Here is a 16,788-nt window from a genome sequence, read left to right as displayed (position 1 = left end):
ATAATTACATTTTAACACTACAACATTTTATGTGTAGCATTTTATTTTTATAAAAAATGCTGTTGCACAATTAACCTATTAGTTAATTATACAACAGCATCTTTTTCTTATTCCAAACTTATTGCAGCTACAGGACAAGAGCTTGCAGCATCTTCAGCTTCATCAATTTGACCATCAGCTATTTCATCTTTTACTGCACTTGCCTTCCCATCATCATCCAAAAAGAAGATCTCTGAAGCTATAGAGGCACAAAGTCCACATCCTATACAAAGATCCTTATCTACACAAGCTTTCATAAATATCACCTCTGTTATAAATTATGTACCCTGTCAAAAAATAGATAAATAAACTTAAGACTTATTCTTCTACTACTTCCTTAAGTTTTTCCATAAGCTCATCTACATCAAAACCATGTACCATAGCTGCCTGTTCAAGAGTTTCTGCTTGAGAAGCAGGACAACCTACGCAGCCCATACCAAAATCCATAAGTACTTCCACTGTTTGTGGATAAATTCCAACTAGCTCACCTATAGTCATGTCCTTGCTTAATTTCTTACCAAATATCTTATTCAAAATCATACTTACTTCCTCCTCTCCATTCTATTTGGGATTTATAAATGCCCTATATAAATATAGGTTAATCCATTCCTTACCATAATAATAAAACATGCTTTAAGTTCTGTATGTGATTCAAATCAAAGTTCTAATTATATTGTACATAATGTCATATATATTTGATATTTTTATTAATTTAATTTACTATTTTTATATAAGATACTTAATTTACATAAGACTTTCAATTAATAGGGAGTGGAGTTAAGGGAACTATGAAAAATAAAAAACTAAAAATTGCCCGCATTGAATGTGATATGTCTCAGGAGGATTTAGCCAAGGCAGTAGGCGTTACCCGTCAAACCATCAGTATGATTGAATCGGGAAATTATAATCCAACCTTAAATCTTTGCATAGCGATTTGCAAGGCACTAAACAAAACCTTAAATGATCTATTTTGGGAGAAAGAAGTATGAAAATAGAATAAAAAAGTGAATAATGATTAATATACTAAAAAAGATGAGGTATCAGTAACTTATATCTTGTCACTGATACCTGACCATTTTTTAAGATTGAAAATTTATATATTCACTAAAATGCTATAAAGATTTGCTACCTCTTCTTCTAAAGCTTCCAGCTTAATGTTCTTTTTAAGGCTCTTATCCCTTGTCATCAACTCAACTTCGCCATTTTTTAGATTTTTTTCTCCAACTACTATTCTTATAGGCACACCTAGTAAATCTGCATCGGCAAACTGTACTCCTGGAGCTACCTTTCTATCATCCATGATAACCTCATACTTATCACTTAGCTTGTTATATATCTCTTCTGCAGCCCCTCTTACTTCTTCCTTTTTATTATTTAAGGCACATATGTGAATCTGCCAAGGAGCAACAGATATTGGCCAGATTGGTCCATATTCATCATGGCTTCCTTCAATTATGCAGGCTAGAAGTCTTCCAACACCTATTCCATAACATCCCATGATTGGGTACTTCCTTTGTCCATCACTATCTATGTAGGTCATATTCATGGATTCAGTATACTTGGTTCCTAACTGAAAAATGTTTCCTACCTCAACACCTCTAACTAGCTTAAGTTCATGACCACAGTGAATACATTTATGCCCTTCATTAACCTTAGCCACATCATAAAAGTCATTAACTTTTAAATCCCTTTCAACATTGAGTCCCTTTAAGTGATAGTCTTCCTTGTTGGCTCCACAGATAAGGTTTCTTTCCTTTTCCAAGGATTTATCGAATATTACATCTACTCCATCGGTATTTAAATTATAAGGTCCTATAAATCCAAAGCATAGGTCTACTCCTTCATAATCTGTTAGAGGATAAATATTAGCTCCTATAAGCTTTCTAACCTTAGCTTCATTTACCTGCAAGTCTCCTCTTATAAATATAATAAGAGGTCTTTGACTACCTTCTACTGCAAAGACTGTTGATTTTAAGAATCTTCTTGTTGGAACATTAAAGAATTCCGCTAAGGTTTCTATATCTTTTACATTTGGTGTATAAACCTCAGATAGTTCTTCACTTTCCTCTTCTATATAATCAATAATAGAAGAAGCTGCTTCCATGTTAGCCTTATAGTCACAATTTGAACATAAAACTATAGTGTCTTCCCCTATATCTGATAAAAACATAAATTCATGAGCAACTCTACCACCCATCATACCAGAATCAGAACCAACGGATATAACATCTTTCAAACCAACTCTTTTAAAGATTCTCTCATAGGCTTTAAGACATCTTTCATAATATTGCTCCAAATCTTCCTGTGAAGTATGGAAGGAATAAGCATCCTTCATAGTGAACTCACGAACTCTAATAAGACCTCCTCTAGATCTTGGCTCATCTCTAAACTTAGTCTGTATTTGATAAATCATAAAGGGATACTTTGTGTAGGATGTAGCCTCTGTTCTAGCCAAATGAACTGCTGCTTCCTCATGAGTCATACCAAGAACCATATCGTTGCCGGATCTATCCTTTATTCTCATAAGTTCGCTACCTACACTATCAAATCTTCCAGATTCTTTCCACAGTTCTGCTGGAAGAACTACTGGCATAGATACTTCCTGTCCATCAATTTTATCCATCTCTTCTCTTATGATTTGTTCAATCTTCTTTTGAATCCTTTTAGCTGGATGTAACATAGAATAAATTCCATTGGAAACTTGTCTAATATAGCCTCCTCTTAAAAGAAATATATGGCTGTCTATATTAGCGTCTCCTGGCTTTTCCTTATATCTTTCACCTATAAGCTTGCTCATTAACATATTTGATCACTCCTTTTTTAAAATTAAAAGTCACTATACATTACCTGCATAGTGACCATATCTCACAATCCAGGTACAAGCACAAATAGCACCTGCACCATATTTATTTTTAGGCGCAGTTGCTCTATCTAGGACCGGGTATTATATTGAAATTTTTTACATATATTATTGCAACCATATTTAAACACCTCACTGTAATTATTGGTAGTATATCATTAGTGAATTTACTAGTCAATGTACTTATTTTTATCTGATTTATTATAATATTTGAATGCTATATAGAAAATCTTATTAACTTTCAATATTCCCAGCAAATATTTAATCATATCCTATCCACAAATTTAAATTATTCTGCAAATTCATTATTGTTCTACAATTTACTTCCCCTATAGTTAAGAATATGATAGAATTAACTTGTTTATGGACAATGTGTAAAAGTGTTGTAAATTGATATAAATTATTCTACCTTACATTGCACATAGGCAAATAACTAAAAAATATAATAGAAAAGAGGGATATCATGTCATTAACCGTTAAAAATCTAACAAAGATCTATGGTGATAAAGTTGTTGTAGACAACCTAAGCTTTGACATTAAGGAACCGGGAGTTTATGCCTTATTAGGAACTAACGGTGCTGGAAAGACAACAACCTTGCGTATGATCTTAGGAATGTTGGCCAGTAACGGCGGAGAAGTTTTGTGGAAGGGAAAACCCTTAAATGCTGTAGAAGCTAATGTAGGTTATCTAGCAGAGGAGAGGGGCCTTTATCCTAAATATTCCTTGCTTGATCAATTACTATATTTTGCAAAACTAAAAAACGTACCTAAAAAAACCGCTATGGAACGTATAAAATACTGGTCAGAACGATTACAGGTAACTGAATATGTATTCCCACCTAAAACTAAGGGCCGAAAGACTTCAAAAACTTATAAAGCAGAGCAGCTATCAAAAGGAAATCAGCAAAAGATTCAATTAATGGCAACCTTGATTTCTGATCCAGAGCTAATAATATTAGACGAGCCCCTTAGCGGATTAGACCCTGTTAACACTGATCTATTTAAATCAATAATAAGAGAAGAAATATCAAAAAATAAATATCTGATAATGTCCAGCCATCAAATGCCTACTATTGAAGAATTCTGTTCCGATATAACTATACTAAAACGTGGTAAAGCTGTACTTCAAGGAAATTTGAATGAAATCAAAAAGAGTTATGGACGTGTTAATCTTTTTGTTAAGTGTGATATAGATATAGCTTCCTATATTTCAGATTTTAATCTAACTATAGTAAATAAGACACCTAGTGAATATCATCTTAGAGTTAGTAGCGAAGATGAAGCTATGACCTTCTTAGGAAAACTAATTGAAGACAAGGTTCCTCTAGTAAAATTCGAATTAAGAGAACCGTCCCTGCATGAAATATTCGTAGAAAAGGTAGGGGATACTCATGAAGAAAAGTAATATAACTGGCTGGAAAGATGTCTTCAGCTTTACCTTTATTCAAACCATAAAAAGCAAAGCTTTTATAATTTCCTTTTTAATAACTCTTGTATTGAGTTTATTCTCTATACCTCTCTTGAATATGATTAAGGGTGGAGGAAATACAGAAGATAGCCCTAGCCCAATCCAAAAAGTTTATATTAATAATGAAACTTCTCTAGGCTCCATAGACTTTAAGGAGCTAAAAGATAAGGATAAATTCAGCCATATAAACTTGGAAACAATGAAAGGAAATTATGAGGAAATTGCAAAGCGTATTGAAGAGAAGGAAACGGACTCTATAATTTTAACTATAGATGAGGATGAAGCTCAGTATTCTTTAACTTTTATAAAGTCTAGTAAAGGTTCTTTGAAGGAAAGCGACCTAGAAGCCTTATCCAATGAAGTTTCTAAGCAATTTGAAATTTATAAAAGAACTGCTTTAGGAATTAGCGATGAACAGTTAAACATGATTAATGCAAAGATTGATACCTTAGTTAACTTTGCAGATACAAATGGTAAGGAAATTATTAAAGAGGATACTTCAATATCTGGTGCTGAATATGGTTTTATTTATGGACTATTATTCGTTTTAATGATGATAACCACTTTTGCAAGCAGTCAAATTGCATACTCCATTGTAACAGAAAAGTCTACTAGAGTAATTGAATATTTATTAACCTCTGTTAGACCACTGGCAATTATTGTTGGAAAAGTATTAGCTATGCTGTCAACGGTAGTTATTCAGATTGTATCAATGCTTGTACTAGTGTTTATATCAAATAAACTTACCTCTTCCCTAAGCTCAGGAAGTGGGAAAAGTGTGCTTTCTCAGTATCTTCCAGAAAATATATTTGGAAACTTAACTATATTTAATATAGTACTTTGCTTGATTGTTGTTATCCTTGGAATGATTTTTTATGCAATTTTAGCAGGTCTTACTGGGGCAACGGTTAGTAAGTTGGAAGAAATAAGTGAAGGCCTAAAGTTATTTACTTTTACTAACTTAATTGGTGTATATATAGCACTAGCCTCCTGTATAGTATTAATGGAAGCTGGGATAAATGGCTTTATTATCTTTTCCTTCTTATTCCCTTTATCTTCACCTTTCATATTACCTGGTGCCATATTAATCGGGAAAGCAAGTCTACCAATAGTGGCAGCCTCCATAGGATTACAGATAATATTTATAATCTTACTATTCAAATTTGTTGCAAAAGTATATGAAACACTTATTCTGCATAACGGAAATACAATCAAAATAAAGGAATTATTTAAGATTTCAAAGACAGCATAGAAGGGAGATGGGATAATGAATAAGAAATTTAGAGGCTGGAAATCTGTATTTTCCTTTACCTTTAAACAATCAATAAAGGGTAAAGGCTTTAAAATCACCACCTTTTTAGTGGCATTACTTATATTTGGTGGATTAATACTGGCCAATGTACTGATGGCAAAGCCAGATAAAAAAGATTCTGTAGAATCCTCTCCAATTAAGAATGTCTACGTTTTAGATAATAGTGGATTACAAGCAACCAATTACAAAGACTTAATCTCCCAGCTTAATGGAAAGCAATTTGAACATATTGAATTTGCTAATGTTGAAGATAAGTCTGTAGAGGAAGTTACTAACCTTGCAAAATCAAATTCTTCTGAATGTATAGCAGTAATTATCTCCGCTAAAGGATCAGATTATGAAATGAAAGCTATAATACCTGACAATTCCACTATAGAAAAGGATCAAGCTGAAGATTTGCTTGAAATAATGAGCTCAGCTTTCCAAACTAATAAACTGATGCAAGTAGGTTTATCAGAGCGACAACTTGCATCTGCACTTAAACCTTCAGTAATTGCCTTTTCCAATGTAGGGGAAAATGCAAACGAAGTTATTAAATTAGTTAAAATACTTGTACCTATGCTATTTAGCTTTATTCTATATATGATGTTAGTGCTATATGGTCAAAATGTATGTAGATCTGTATCCACAGAAAAAACTTCTAAGCTAATGGATACTTTATTAACCTCCGTACACCCCTATGCTCTTATAACTGGTAAGGTACTAGCAAGTGTAGCTGTAGCACTAGGACAATTCGCCATATGGGTTCTTTCAGCCATTGCTGGTTTGTTTGCTGGAAATGCCATTGCAAAGCAATTTTATCCTGACTTCGAAAATATCGCTATCTCTATAATTAACTTTCTAAGGGATAATATAGGTGAATCCGCATTAACAGCACCTGCTATAGTTATGGCAATATTTATTCTCTGCCTGGGCTTTTTATTCTATTGTGTAGTTGCTGGTCTTGCTGGATCTACAGTTTCTAAACCAGAGGAGGCTGCCAACTCTCAAGGTTACTTTAATATAATTATTGTTATAAGCTGGCTAGCTTCTTATTTTGCACCTACTACCGATAATAAGGCATTAATAAACGCTGTAAGATATATTCCTTTAACTTCACCCTTTTCCGTACCAGTAGATTTAATTATCGGTAATATCGGATTTGTACAAGGTACAATATCTATAGCAATATTATTAGTTTTCTCCCTATTAGTTATAATGCTATCTGCTAAGATTTTTAAGGGACTTGTTTTATACAACGGCCAGAAGCTTAATTTCAAGGTTATTGTTAATATATTAAAAAGCAAATATGAAACTTCTACCTTAACTAAATTATCAATAGATTTCAAAAAAATGAGGGTTGTACTAAAAATACTTAGTACAACCCTCATTTTTTAATGGAATATTCCAAAATAACCTGCTACTAATACTATTACTGCAAATATCATTCTATATACAGCAAAAGCCTTCATTGGTTTCTTGTTCAAGTATGCTATAAATTTATCTACTACTACTAAAGCCACTATAAAGGAAACTACAAAACCTACTGTAAGAGTTACTATTTCAGCAGAGGTCAAGGCAAGCAAACCACCCATTTTTACTAGCTTCAAAAAACTCATTCCTACCATAACAGGAATAGCTAAAAAGAAGGAAAATTCAGCAGCTGCTACAGTATTAAGCCCTACTACCCATCCACCAATAATGGTAGAAGCGGAACGGGACATTCCAGGAATTATCGCTAAGCACTGGAACAATCCAATTATAAAAGCCTGCTTTGCTGTAACATTCAGTTCTTTATACCTAGAACCCTTAACCTTAAATTGCTTTTCTGCATAGATCATCCAAATACCGCCTACAAATAAGGTTATGGCTACCGGTATTGGTGCAAATAAATATTCCTCCGCTAAATCATCAAACAATATTCCAAGGATACCCCCAGGAATACAAGCAATAACTATCATCAACCAAAATTTAAAACCAGATTTTTCGAAACCAACCTTACTAGGAAAGAAATTAACTAGTGTATCCTTAATCTTTCTCCAATACAGTATAACTACCGCTAGTATAGCACCTAACTGTATAACGTATGTATACATCTCAACAAAATTAGGAGTTTTCCCTTCAAAATTTATTAGGTTTTGAACAATTATCATATGGCCTGTGGAGGATACCGGCAAAAACTCTGTTAGTCCTTCCACAATACCTATTATTATTGATTTTATTACTAATAATATAGTATCCATTTAATCACCTTTTCTTAAAAATATTACTTTTTCAAATCTTTGTTTACTTATATTCTTCACTTATTATATTTAATATTTAGGATTATTAAGTAATCTATACAATCACTTAATTTTTCAAGAGAGTTTTACTTGTCCAACTGCTCCTCCTTTCAATTACTATAATTAGCGTAAAACGCTTAAGTATTTTCCAAATGAATTTTTAGTTTAAAGTACATTCTTAAAAAACATACTAAACTGATTATATAAAATATACCTGCTAGAAACAAGAAAAATTAACTGGGAATTCTAAAGTTTATTCTTATAAAAACAGTTTATAGCTAGATTTTTATACGTATATTCCCTGTAAATTATATACTTTTAATGTTAACTTAGTATATAATTATAATAAATACATTTAGTTTTTAAGTAATAATAAAAAAATCTAGGTGTTTTACACCATAAGGAGGAATCCCATGGAAAATATAAAGATAACTGACGAAGAAAAAGAGTTTCTTCTTCAAGGATTTGAAGAAAAGCAAAAGAAAAGATATATAAGCGGAAAGATAATAGTGATTACGATAACACTATTGAATATAATATGTGCTATAGTATATTCTTTTATTAATTTCAGTTTTATTAACTTAGTAATACAATTAGTTCTATCCATAACTCTCTTCTATGGCTTTTCACAGGTTACATATATCTTTGCTGCAGTAGCTGCCTTTAGCACCTTTCGGTCTTTAATTTACCTTACAGATATTATTAGTTGCCCTTCTATTCCTGTAATTTTATTTATATTAATTTATATGGTATTTTATATATTTACCAGCATCTTTATGTTTAAAAGCAAATCCGTCAGTGATTTTTTGCATAGTAAAAATAATCCAAGTTAATGCTAATAAGCATTAACTTGGATTATTTTATTTATCCTTTACTGCAATATTAAATCCTCAATCTTTCTTTTTGGTACATGATGTACTTGCTTCTCGTCTCTCCAATACTTAACGTCCTTAACATCCTTAATTTCTTCAAGAACAACCTCTTCCTTTGGTTTTCCAAGGGCTATTACCATGAGAATCTCATAATTTTCTGGTATATTTAACTCCTTTGAAAGGGCGGCCTTATCCACTGAACCAAATTGACATCCTCCTAAGCCTTTCTCTGCTGCACCTAAAAGGATGCTTTGGCTGGCGATTCCATGATCCCACATAGGATTTTGGGAAATGCTTTTATCTAAAAGCATAATTATATAGGCTGATGGTCTTTCTCCTGGAGCTGGGCCATCCCAATCCTTCAAATATCCAGCCCATTTTAGATGAGGAAAGATTAAGTTATTTTTCTCTTCCGTATAAGAAATTATGTACTTTAACGGCTGCAGATTTGCTCCTGAAGGAGACAATCTAGCTAGATCAATTAACTCCTCTAAGGTGCTTTTCTCTACTTTTACATCTTCATAAAATCTTCTGTAGGATCTATTAGCTTTAATAAGATGACGTAACAAGGTAATAACCTCCTTTTATATCTTTTGTCTCTATTTATCTTTTATATATTTTATCACACTATCAGCATCAAAGTATATGAGCTGCGGTGAAATAATTTCGGTAATTTCTATAAATCCAAAAGAATATTATAACTACATATTTTTTTGTCCGCTGCATTATTTATATAATTATGATATAATATACAAAATAAACCTTAGGAGGTATATAATGAAAATTGAAGGTATTTTTCTACCAATAATAACTCCTTTTAAGGATGACAAAATTGATTACGAGTCTTATGAAAAAATGATTAACTATTATATCAACAAGGGTGTTTCAGGTATTATTCCCTTAGGTACTACTGGTGAAAGTCCAACGGTATCCTCTGATGAATATAAAGAAATAGTTGAAAAAACTATAGAGTATTGTAATAATCGAGTTCCTATTTATATTGGATTAGGTGGAAATGATACAAAGAAAGTACTAAAAGAATTAAATTACTACAGTAAATATAAGATTGATGGTATTTTATCCGTAGCACCATATTATAATAGACCATCCCAAGAAGGTATATATCAGCACTATAAGAATTTATCAGAATCGACGGATTTAAATATAATTATATATAATATACCTTATCGAACTGGTGTAAATATTCAAAATGAAACCATATATAGATTAGCAGAATTAAAAAATATTGTTGGATTAAAGGATTCCTGTGGAGATATTAAACAAACTACTTCATTACTTTTAAATCCACCAGCTGATTTTTCTATTTTAACTGGTGAAGATGCATTGTTCTATACTACATTGACTCTTGGAGGTAATGGTGGAATATTAGCATCTGCCCATATAAAAACAGAAGTATTCATTGAAGTATATAAAAATATAAAAAATAATAATCATAAATTAGCTTTAGAAAACTGGAAAAAGCTTTATCCAATAATTCCATTATTATTCCATGAACCAAATCCAGCACCAATAAAGTATTGTTTATTCAAATTAGGATTAATAAAATCCAGCCAAGTAAGATTGCCTCTTACAGACATATCCGATAATCTAAAAGCTTCTCTTGATAAAGTATTATTTTGATTATTAAATATATTATAGAGCTCGATAGGGCTCTATATTTTTTTCATTGATCATTCACTCAAAACTGGATCCTGTGACAGAGGACATTTTTACTATGTTGCTTTGTTTTATAAAAGTGTTGCATAGTTAATCATTAAAATATAGTCAAATCATAGGTATAAAATTTGACACAGGATTAAAAATATAATAGAATATAACCGTTACGAACATTTTATCTAACTTATAATTTAATATTCGTATAGGAGTGTAAATTATGGACAACGTATTTGATTATGAAGATATTCAATTAATCCCTGCCAAATGTATAGTAAACAGTAGATCTGAATGTGATACAAGTGTAAGGTTCGGAGGACGAACATTTAGGCTACCAGTGGTTCCCGCCAACATGCAAACTATCATAGATGAGAAAATTGCTATTTTTCTAGCAGAAAATGGTTACTTTTATATAATGCACCGTTTTAAGCCAGAAAAAAGATTAGATTTTGTTAAGGATATGCAAGCTAGAGGTCTATACGCCTCAATTAGTGTAGGGGTTAAAGAGCCTGAATATAGATTTATAGAAGAATTAGCTAAAGAAAAACTCACACCAGAATATATAACCATAGATATTGCTCACGGCCATTCTAATTCTGTTATAAACATGATTAAACATATAAAAACACACCTACCAGGAAGCTTTGTAATTGCAGGAAACGTAGGAACTCCTGAAGCAGTAAGAGAGTTAGAACACGCCGGAGCAGACGCTACAAAGGTAGGTATTGGTCCAGGTAAGGTATGTATTACTAAGATTAAAACAGGCTTTGGCACAGGCGGTTGGCAATTAGCGGCTATTCGTTGGTGCGCAAAGGCTGCAAGCAAGCCAATTATAGCAGACGGCGGTATCCGTACCCATGGTGATATTGCTAAATCCATTAGATTTGGCGCCACTATGGTTATGATAGGTTCCTTGTTCGCTGCCCACGAAGAATCTCCTGGAGAAACTATTGAGATAGATGGTAAGCTTTATAAGGAATACTTCGGTTCCGCTTCAGAGTTTCAAAAGGGTGAAAGAAGAAATGTAGAAGGTAAGAAAATGTTTGTTGAATACAAGGGATCTTTAAAGGATACCCTAATAGAAATGGAGCAGGATCTTCAATCTTCTATTTCCTATGCCGGAGGCACTAACTTAGATGCTATCCGTACGGTAGATTATGTTATAGTTAAGAATTCAATCTTTAACGGAGATAAGGTATATTAAAGCTAAAAAATTATCCACATAGCAAAAATATAAATCCACAATAATGCTCATTATACTAACATTATTGTGGATTTCTGTTTTATCCTTTTAATCCTCTTCTTCAACATAAGTACCGTCACTATCTAAATTCAAATCTATAATTTCCTTAGTTTTTTCCTTATCAATAAACTTACCTACAGACTCCATATCTTTTTTATCTTCCAAGGCCATTATTAGACCCATAGTTAAAAGACTCATACCTACAGCGGCACTAAGAAATAAAAAAAGACTAATTAAATTAAAAACAAGGCTAGGCTTTGGACTTTCTATAGTCATTTCCCCCTCATTATTGCTAAGAGGTCTTTCTAAACGACGCGGTTTATACAGAGCCTGGGATTTATAAGAGTAAACTATCCCTTCATTAGGCTCATATTGTAGCTCTACACCACATTTAGGACAATATGCTCCTCCTTGGCCTAGGTTATAACCACAGTTTATGCAAAACATATCTTCAGCTCCTCAGATATTTCCTGTGGTTATTATATTAAACTTGTCTTTAATTGGTTACAAAAATTACTGTAGATGTCCCTATCAATACTTTAAAAATGTAATAGTAAATCTTGTTCCTGCTCCAAGCTTACTTTTAACTTCTATTATTCCTTGATGGGCTTCTATTATTGATTTAGCCAAAGCCAAACCTATACCTACAGAATCTGTTTTCTTTGAACTTTTAGCCTTGTAAAATCTTTTAAAAATATTAGGTAAATCTTCTTCACTTATACCTTCACCGGTATCCTCTATTATAATTCTTTTATATATAGGATTTTCAAGTAAGTCTATTTTAATTTGCCCTTCTGCTGGAGTATGTTCAATGGAGTTTTTAATAATATTTATAAGTGCCTCTTCCATCCATAATCTATCATGGTCTAAAAGCATATCATTATCTACTTGAAAAAGAATATTAACTCCTTGCTCTTTAGCTTTGCCAGTAAGAGTATCTATAGCTTCCTCAATAGTTTCTTTTAAACTTTGCTGAAGCTTATCAAATTCTATAGCATTGGCATCAATCTTAGCTAACTTCAACATACTTTGAATCAACCAATTCATTCTGTTAAGCTGATTTTCATTATGTAGTAGAAATTTCTCCCTCTGTTCCTTAGTTAAATCCTTGCTTAACATAATGTCATTGTAAATAATCATTGAGGATAAAGGAGTTTTTAGTTGATGGGATATGTCCGATAATAAATCTGCTAAAAACTGCTTTTCCTTTTCTAACTGACTTATATTATTTCTAATAGTTGCTCTCATAGAATTAAAAGCAACTGCCAGCTTTGAAAAATCCCCTTCCTTATTTTCATTAATACTTATATCATATTCAGCTTCTACAACCTTTTTAGCTCCTATGGTTAATCTTCTTATTTTATTATAAAAGAATCCATATTGAACATAATTAAAAAGCAAAATTATTATTGCCATCAATGCAAATACAAAAAATCCTGTAATATTATTTTTAGCAGAAGCTTTATTTACATATGGAAAAAGCTGATTTTCTAGTTCTTCTGTAACACCATACTGGGCCAAGAAGCTTTTACCTACCTCTGCCTCTTCCCGGGATATTCCTTTTGTCACCATAGGAATTATCTCACCTTTTAGCTCAGGATTTTTTTCCACCACTCTTGCTGTAATGGCACCTATACTCTCTACATAACTATCCTTTAGATTATCGTTATACATCTTTAAAACAATGGTGTTTATAACAAAGAATAAGGTGATTATAGATAAAAGAATAACTGAGCTTACCTTGAGCTCAGGATTAGTAAAGTATCTTTTCATATCAAATTTTCCCTTCTCTAAAACTATTGTATAACTACTTCCTTATTCCACTTGTAGCCTAATCCCCTTTGAGTAATTATATATTCCGGTTCTTTAGGATTATCTTCTATCTTTTCTCTTAATCGCTTTATGTAAACGGATAAGGTATTCTCGTCAAAAAATACCTCTCCACCCTCTATCAACTCTGATAGCAAGTCATTTCTCTTTATAGTAATACAAGGCTTTCTCATAAATATTAACAAAAGCTTATATTCTTGCGCTGTTACTGTTATCTCTTTATCATTTTTCTTTACTAAAGCACAGGAGGTGTCCACTACAATATCGCCACTAACCAGTTTAGTCCCGGATGAAGCTATCTTTGCATTTCTTCTTAATATAGCCTTAACTCTAGCAAGCAACTCTCTAACTCTAAAGGGCTTTGTTATATAGTCATCTCCCCCAATTTCAAGTCCCAGCACTATATTAACCTCTTCATCTAAGGCTGTAAGAAAAATTATTGGCACCTGACTTTTCTCTCTTATATATTTGCATAGATCATAGCCACTACCATCTGGCAAATTAATATCTAATAAAATTAAATCTAGTACTTGCTCCTCAAAACATCTTTTTCCCTCTTCTAAAGTACCAGCCCTGAAAAGTTCATACCCTTCGTCTTTTAAGGAAAATTCTATACCTAAAGCTAAGGCTTCATCATCTTCTACCAGTAAGATCTTACTCATGGATTTCACTCCTTGCCATATAGTTTAATGGGTTTCACAAGTATAATTATACCTATGAAACCCATTAATTTAAAGTTATTCCTCTCTTATAGCCTCAATTAGGTTTTCCTTTTTAATTCTTGAAAGTGGGGATAGTACTGCAATGTATCCGATCACCAAGGCAGCTACCGTAGCAATTAATATAGCATTCCATGGTACTGGCCATTTAAATTCTCGTATGCCATCAAAGGCATTATACATAAGATAGGATAGACCAGTTCCTGCAATTGAGCCATAAATAGAGCCTACAATACCATACAGAAGTCCTTCTAACACTATCATTTTCCTTAAACCCTTTTGAGATAGTCCAATAGACTTTAATGAGGCAAATTCACGTTTTCTTAACAAAATATTTGTTGTTAAAGTATTGATTATATTAACACAACTTATTAGAGCTATAACTATAACAAAGCCGTATATTAATATTTCAATCATTAACATAGAAGACTTTTCATTTCTGTTTTGATCTATCTCATTTATAAGCTTTAAGTCTGGATTTGAACTTATTAAATCTTCAAACTTCTCCTTTGCCGTTTCTTCGTCTTTAACATCTTTAAGCTTTATATCCAGTGCTCTAGAATTTATTTTATCTTCCTCAAGTATATTTTTTGCTCCATTCTCCGTTCCAATAAGCTTTAGTCCTGAAAAGCCATAAAAGTCTAAAGGATCATCAGAAAGTATAGCCAACACCTTTACCTTCTTTACTTTACCTTCTCCAAACTCTTTCCCTATATTTTCATCGTAAATTGCTTGAACTTCTATCTCGTCTCCAACCTTAAGGTTTGCTACAGGTCCAACATATACCTTTTTAGTCTTATTATTGTAAACATTGTTTTTCTTAATTACTATAACTCCCTCACCAGAGTCTAGCTTTTCCATATCTATACTACCAGCTTCAACATACTTTTTAGCCTCCTCCAAGGCGGTACTGTCATATATATCCATATCCGCCATTAGTAGAGTCTTTTCCTCTCCATTTACAGTAAGGCTTTTATATAGATAATCAACATCTTCAAGCTCTTTAATTTTACTTTCTTTGCTAATTGCTACATCAAAATTGTAAAGCATATATTTTTTATAGACCTTATCAACATAACTTAATTTTTTTATACTATTAATTAAATCCTCATCAATTTCTATGTCCTGTTTATCATAATCTCTATATATACTAAAATGAATATCTCTAGAGGCATTTGCTGTACCTGTCACATTAAAGGCCATATCCATAAATGATTTAAAGGTAACAAATAGAACAACGCTTATCACTATTGAAAACACAGTAATTCTATATCGCTTTTTATTTCTCTTAATATTTTTAGCAGCCAGAGCTCCCTCATAACCAAATATCTTTTGTGCAAGTCTATGTTTCCTTCTGCGAATTTTCTCCTTAGTAATAGCAGTTCTACTGCTTATAGCTGCCAAAGGAGATATTCTTCCTGCAAAAATGGAAGGTAACAAGGCAGAAAGGTATATAGATATTAAACCCACCATGGCACTAATAACCATAACCAAAGGATCTACTACAAATTTAGTTAATATCAAATCCTCTCCACCAATTAATTTAAAAGCAACAGTAATGCCCCATATTGCAACAATACCAAACATTAACCCTATAGGAATACCTATACAAGCCAGTATAGTGGCCTCCCTTAAAACTATACTTCTGATTTGCCTTGGAGTAGTGCCCACAGCTCTTAGTAATCCGAATTCCTTAATTCTTTCTACCACACTAATTTGAAAGGAATTATAAATTACCGCTACAGTTGCCACTACCACAATTGAAATTATAATAATTAATATTTTTAAAACACCCTCTATAGCTGAACCATCATCATAAACTCCCAACCTTGACAACAAGGAACTATTCTCTGAAATATTTTCTGCCTTACTTAAAGCCTTTAAATCTGACAGAGCCTTTTTCATATTTGTCTTAGAACTAATCTCAACCAATAATACGGAATTATCTTTGCTTATACTCTCATTCTTTGTTAAGTAAACAATTAAATTATCATATTGGTTGCTTAAGCTGTTTTCTAAAATACCTGTCAACTTATATTCTTTATCATTAAACTGGAGTTTATCACCTATCTTTTTTCCCTTATAAAGATAGTCCAAAGCCCATTTTTCTAAGGCTACCTCTCCCTCATTATCAGGCATTTTACCCTCTTTAATCCTATAAGGTAGAAGCTCTAAAGCTTTGCCTGTAGCACTTATTTCTTGTGCATTATAATCTTTTTCTATCTCTATCAATTCCCCTTGACTATATAATCCATACCTAGCTACCTTAGGATTATTTATTACTTTTGAAAGCAATTCCTCATCAACATTTTCATAGGCCAAATGAAAGGCACCATAAGTTTTAATTGCCCTTTCTACCTCAGCTGCCTGTACTCCTTTTATAAAAAGTCCTATGGAAGAAATAAGGGCTACAGATAGAATTATTCCTATTAATGTTAATATGGTTCTTTTTTTATTTGCTTTTAAATACCTGCCTGTAAGCTTTTTATAACTACTTATCATATCTGTCC

At 32.3% G+C, this 16,788-nt stretch carries 16 protein-coding genes; 7 read left to right on the top strand and 9 right to left on the bottom strand.

Annotation, left to right across the window (positions count from 1 at the left end; all coding sequences use genetic code 11):
• Positions 1–107: 107 nt before the first annotated feature.
• Both N3C_RS04800 and N3C_RS04795 read right to left on the bottom strand, forming a co-directional pair.
• The gene (locus tag N3C_RS04800) at positions 108–296 is read right to left on the bottom strand and encodes a ferredoxin (RefSeq protein WP_074364923.1); all 189 of its coding nucleotides are present in this window, start codon (positions 294–296) and stop codon (positions 108–110) included.
• A 61-nt stretch (positions 297–357) separates the two neighbouring features.
• Positions 358–579, bottom strand: a complete 222-nt coding sequence (locus N3C_RS04795) for a DUF1858 domain-containing protein (protein ID WP_074364922.1) — start codon at positions 577–579, stop codon at positions 358–360.
• Positions 580–827: 248 nt separating this feature from the next.
• Between N3C_RS04795 and N3C_RS04790 the strand changes: the two genes are divergently transcribed.
• The gene (locus N3C_RS04790; protein WP_074364921.1) at positions 828–1,028 is read left to right on the top strand and encodes a helix-turn-helix transcriptional regulator; all 201 of its coding nucleotides are present in this window, start codon (positions 828–830) and stop codon (positions 1,026–1,028) included.
• Between the two features lie 104 nt (positions 1,029–1,132).
• Here the strand turns inward: N3C_RS04790 and N3C_RS04785 are convergent, their stop codons facing one another.
• Complete coding sequence (locus N3C_RS04785; RefSeq protein WP_074364920.1) at positions 1,133–2,842, bottom strand: proline--tRNA ligase; 1,710 nt, start codon at positions 2,840–2,842, stop codon at positions 1,133–1,135.
• 520 nt (positions 2,843–3,362) lie between these two features.
• On the opposite strand from N3C_RS04785, the gene N3C_RS04780 reads away from it, so the two are divergent.
• Genes N3C_RS04780 through N3C_RS04770 form a run of 3 tightly spaced genes read left to right on the top strand, consistent with a single transcriptional unit; the run spans position 3,363 to position 7,056 of the window.
• Positions 3,363–4,304 carry an ABC transporter ATP-binding protein gene (locus tag N3C_RS04780; protein WP_074364919.1) on the top strand — a complete coding sequence of 314 codons (942 nt, stop codon included), beginning with the start codon at positions 3,363–3,365 and terminating at the stop codon, positions 4,302–4,304.
• Positions 4,291–5,619, top strand: a complete 1,329-nt coding sequence (locus N3C_RS04775; protein ID WP_074364918.1) for an ABC transporter permease — start codon at positions 4,291–4,293, stop codon at positions 5,617–5,619. Before N3C_RS04780 ends, N3C_RS04775 begins: the two co-directional genes overlap by 14 nt.
• Before the next feature lie 15 nt (positions 5,620–5,634).
• Positions 5,635–7,056, top strand: coding sequence for an ABC transporter permease (locus tag N3C_RS04770; protein WP_074364917.1), 1,422 nt, complete (start codon positions 5,635–5,637; stop codon positions 7,054–7,056).
• Here the strand turns inward: N3C_RS04770 and N3C_RS04765 are convergent.
• A complete protein-coding gene (locus N3C_RS04765; RefSeq protein ID WP_074364916.1) occupies positions 7,053–7,901 on the bottom strand; it encodes an undecaprenyl-diphosphate phosphatase in 849 nt (282 codons plus the stop codon). The two genes, N3C_RS04770 and N3C_RS04765, sit on opposite strands and share 4 nt — an antisense overlap.
• 452 nt (positions 7,902–8,353) lie before the next feature.
• Between N3C_RS04765 and N3C_RS04760 the strand changes: the two genes are divergently transcribed.
• Positions 8,354–8,773, top strand: a complete 420-nt coding sequence (locus tag N3C_RS04760) for a hypothetical protein (protein WP_074364915.1) — start codon at positions 8,354–8,356, stop codon at positions 8,771–8,773.
• A gap of 38 nt (positions 8,774–8,811) precedes the next feature.
• On the opposite strand, the gene N3C_RS04755 is transcribed toward N3C_RS04760, so the two are convergent.
• Positions 8,812–9,381: a nitroreductase family protein gene (locus tag N3C_RS04755; protein WP_074364914.1), complete on the bottom strand. Its 570-nt coding sequence runs from the start codon at positions 9,379–9,381 to the stop codon at positions 8,812–8,814.
• Between the two features lie 208 nt (positions 9,382–9,589).
• Between N3C_RS04755 and dapA the strand changes: the two genes are divergently transcribed.
• Both dapA and guaC read left to right on the top strand, forming a co-directional pair.
• Positions 9,590–10,453, top strand: a complete 864-nt coding sequence (gene dapA / locus N3C_RS04750) for a 4-hydroxy-tetrahydrodipicolinate synthase (RefSeq protein WP_074364913.1) — start codon at positions 9,590–9,592, stop codon at positions 10,451–10,453.
• A 253-nt stretch (positions 10,454–10,706) separates the two neighbouring features.
• On the top strand, positions 10,707–11,690 hold the full coding sequence (gene guaC, locus N3C_RS04745; RefSeq protein WP_074364912.1) for a GMP reductase: 984 nt from the start codon (positions 10,707–10,709) through the stop codon (positions 11,688–11,690).
• Between the two features lie 87 nt (positions 11,691–11,777).
• Here guaC and N3C_RS04740 read toward each other — a convergent pair whose 3' ends face one another.
• The 4 genes from N3C_RS04740 to N3C_RS04725 all read right to left on the bottom strand — a co-directional run bounded on the left by N3C_RS04740 (position 11,778) and on the right by N3C_RS04725 (position 16,780).
• Positions 11,778–12,176 (bottom strand): zinc ribbon domain-containing protein, encoded by a 399-nt coding sequence (locus N3C_RS04740; protein WP_074364911.1) that lies wholly within the window; start codon positions 12,174–12,176, stop codon positions 11,778–11,780.
• An 84-nt stretch (positions 12,177–12,260) separates the two neighbouring features.
• A complete protein-coding gene (locus N3C_RS04735) occupies positions 12,261–13,502 on the bottom strand; it encodes a HAMP domain-containing sensor histidine kinase (RefSeq protein WP_074364910.1) in 1,242 nt (413 codons plus the stop codon).
• Between the two features lie 23 nt (positions 13,503–13,525).
• On the bottom strand, positions 13,526–14,221 hold the full coding sequence (locus N3C_RS04730; RefSeq protein WP_074364909.1) for a response regulator transcription factor: 696 nt from the start codon (positions 14,219–14,221) through the stop codon (positions 13,526–13,528).
• A 75-nt stretch (positions 14,222–14,296) separates the two neighbouring features.
• Positions 14,297–16,780 carry an ABC transporter permease gene (locus N3C_RS04725; RefSeq protein WP_083604420.1) on the bottom strand — a complete coding sequence of 828 codons (2,484 nt, stop codon included), beginning with the start codon at positions 16,778–16,780 and terminating at the stop codon, positions 14,297–14,299.
• Between the last annotated feature and the right edge of the window lie 8 nt (positions 16,781–16,788).

It is taken from the genome of Clostridium sp. N3C (assembly GCF_900095445.1).
Classification (GTDB): domain Bacteria; phylum Bacillota; class Clostridia; order Clostridiales; family Clostridiaceae; genus Clostridium_AU.
The sequence above is the reverse complement of the archived record's forward strand: the minus strand, read 5'-3'. Positions and strand labels throughout refer to the sequence as shown.

Bases quoted from the DNA above. Each gene is read 5' to 3' on its own strand.
- N3C_RS04735 (WP_074364910.1), bottom strand. From the start codon at position 13,502: ATGAAAAGATACTTTACTAATCCTGAGCTCAAGGTAAGCTCAGTTATT.
- guaC (WP_074364912.1), top strand. From the start codon at position 10,707: ATGGACAACGTATTTGATTATGAAGATATTCAATTAATCCCTGCCAAA.
- N3C_RS04785 (WP_074364920.1), bottom strand. From the start codon at position 2,842: ATGTTAATGAGCAAGCTTATAGGTGAAAGATATAAGGAAAAGCCAGGA.
- N3C_RS04780 (WP_074364919.1), top strand. From the start codon at position 3,363: ATGTCATTAACCGTTAAAAATCTAACAAAGATCTATGGTGATAAAGTT.
- N3C_RS04740 (WP_074364911.1), bottom strand. From the start codon at position 12,176: ATGTTTTGCATAAACTGTGGTTATAACCTAGGCCAAGGAGGAGCATAT.
- dapA (WP_074364913.1), top strand. From the start codon at position 9,590: ATGAAAATTGAAGGTATTTTTCTACCAATAATAACTCCTTTTAAGGAT.
- N3C_RS04770 (WP_074364917.1), top strand. From the start codon at position 5,635: ATGAATAAGAAATTTAGAGGCTGGAAATCTGTATTTTCCTTTACCTTT.
- N3C_RS04795 (WP_074364922.1), bottom strand. From the start codon at position 579: ATGATTTTGAATAAGATATTTGGTAAGAAATTAAGCAAGGACATGACT.
- N3C_RS04760 (WP_074364915.1), top strand. From the start codon at position 8,354: ATGGAAAATATAAAGATAACTGACGAAGAAAAAGAGTTTCTTCTTCAA.
- N3C_RS04725 (WP_083604420.1), bottom strand. From the start codon at position 16,780: ATGATAAGTAGTTATAAAAAGCTTACAGGCAGGTATTTAAAAGCAAAT.
- N3C_RS04775 (WP_074364918.1), top strand. From the start codon at position 4,291: ATGAAGAAAAGTAATATAACTGGCTGGAAAGATGTCTTCAGCTTTACC.
- N3C_RS04790 (WP_074364921.1), top strand. From the start codon at position 828: ATGAAAAATAAAAAACTAAAAATTGCCCGCATTGAATGTGATATGTCT.
- N3C_RS04730 (WP_074364909.1), bottom strand. From the start codon at position 14,221: ATGAGTAAGATCTTACTGGTAGAAGATGATGAAGCCTTAGCTTTAGGT.
- N3C_RS04800 (WP_074364923.1), bottom strand. From the start codon at position 296: ATGAAAGCTTGTGTAGATAAGGATCTTTGTATAGGATGTGGACTTTGT.
- N3C_RS04765 (WP_074364916.1), bottom strand. From the start codon at position 7,901: ATGGATACTATATTATTAGTAATAAAATCAATAATAATAGGTATTGTG.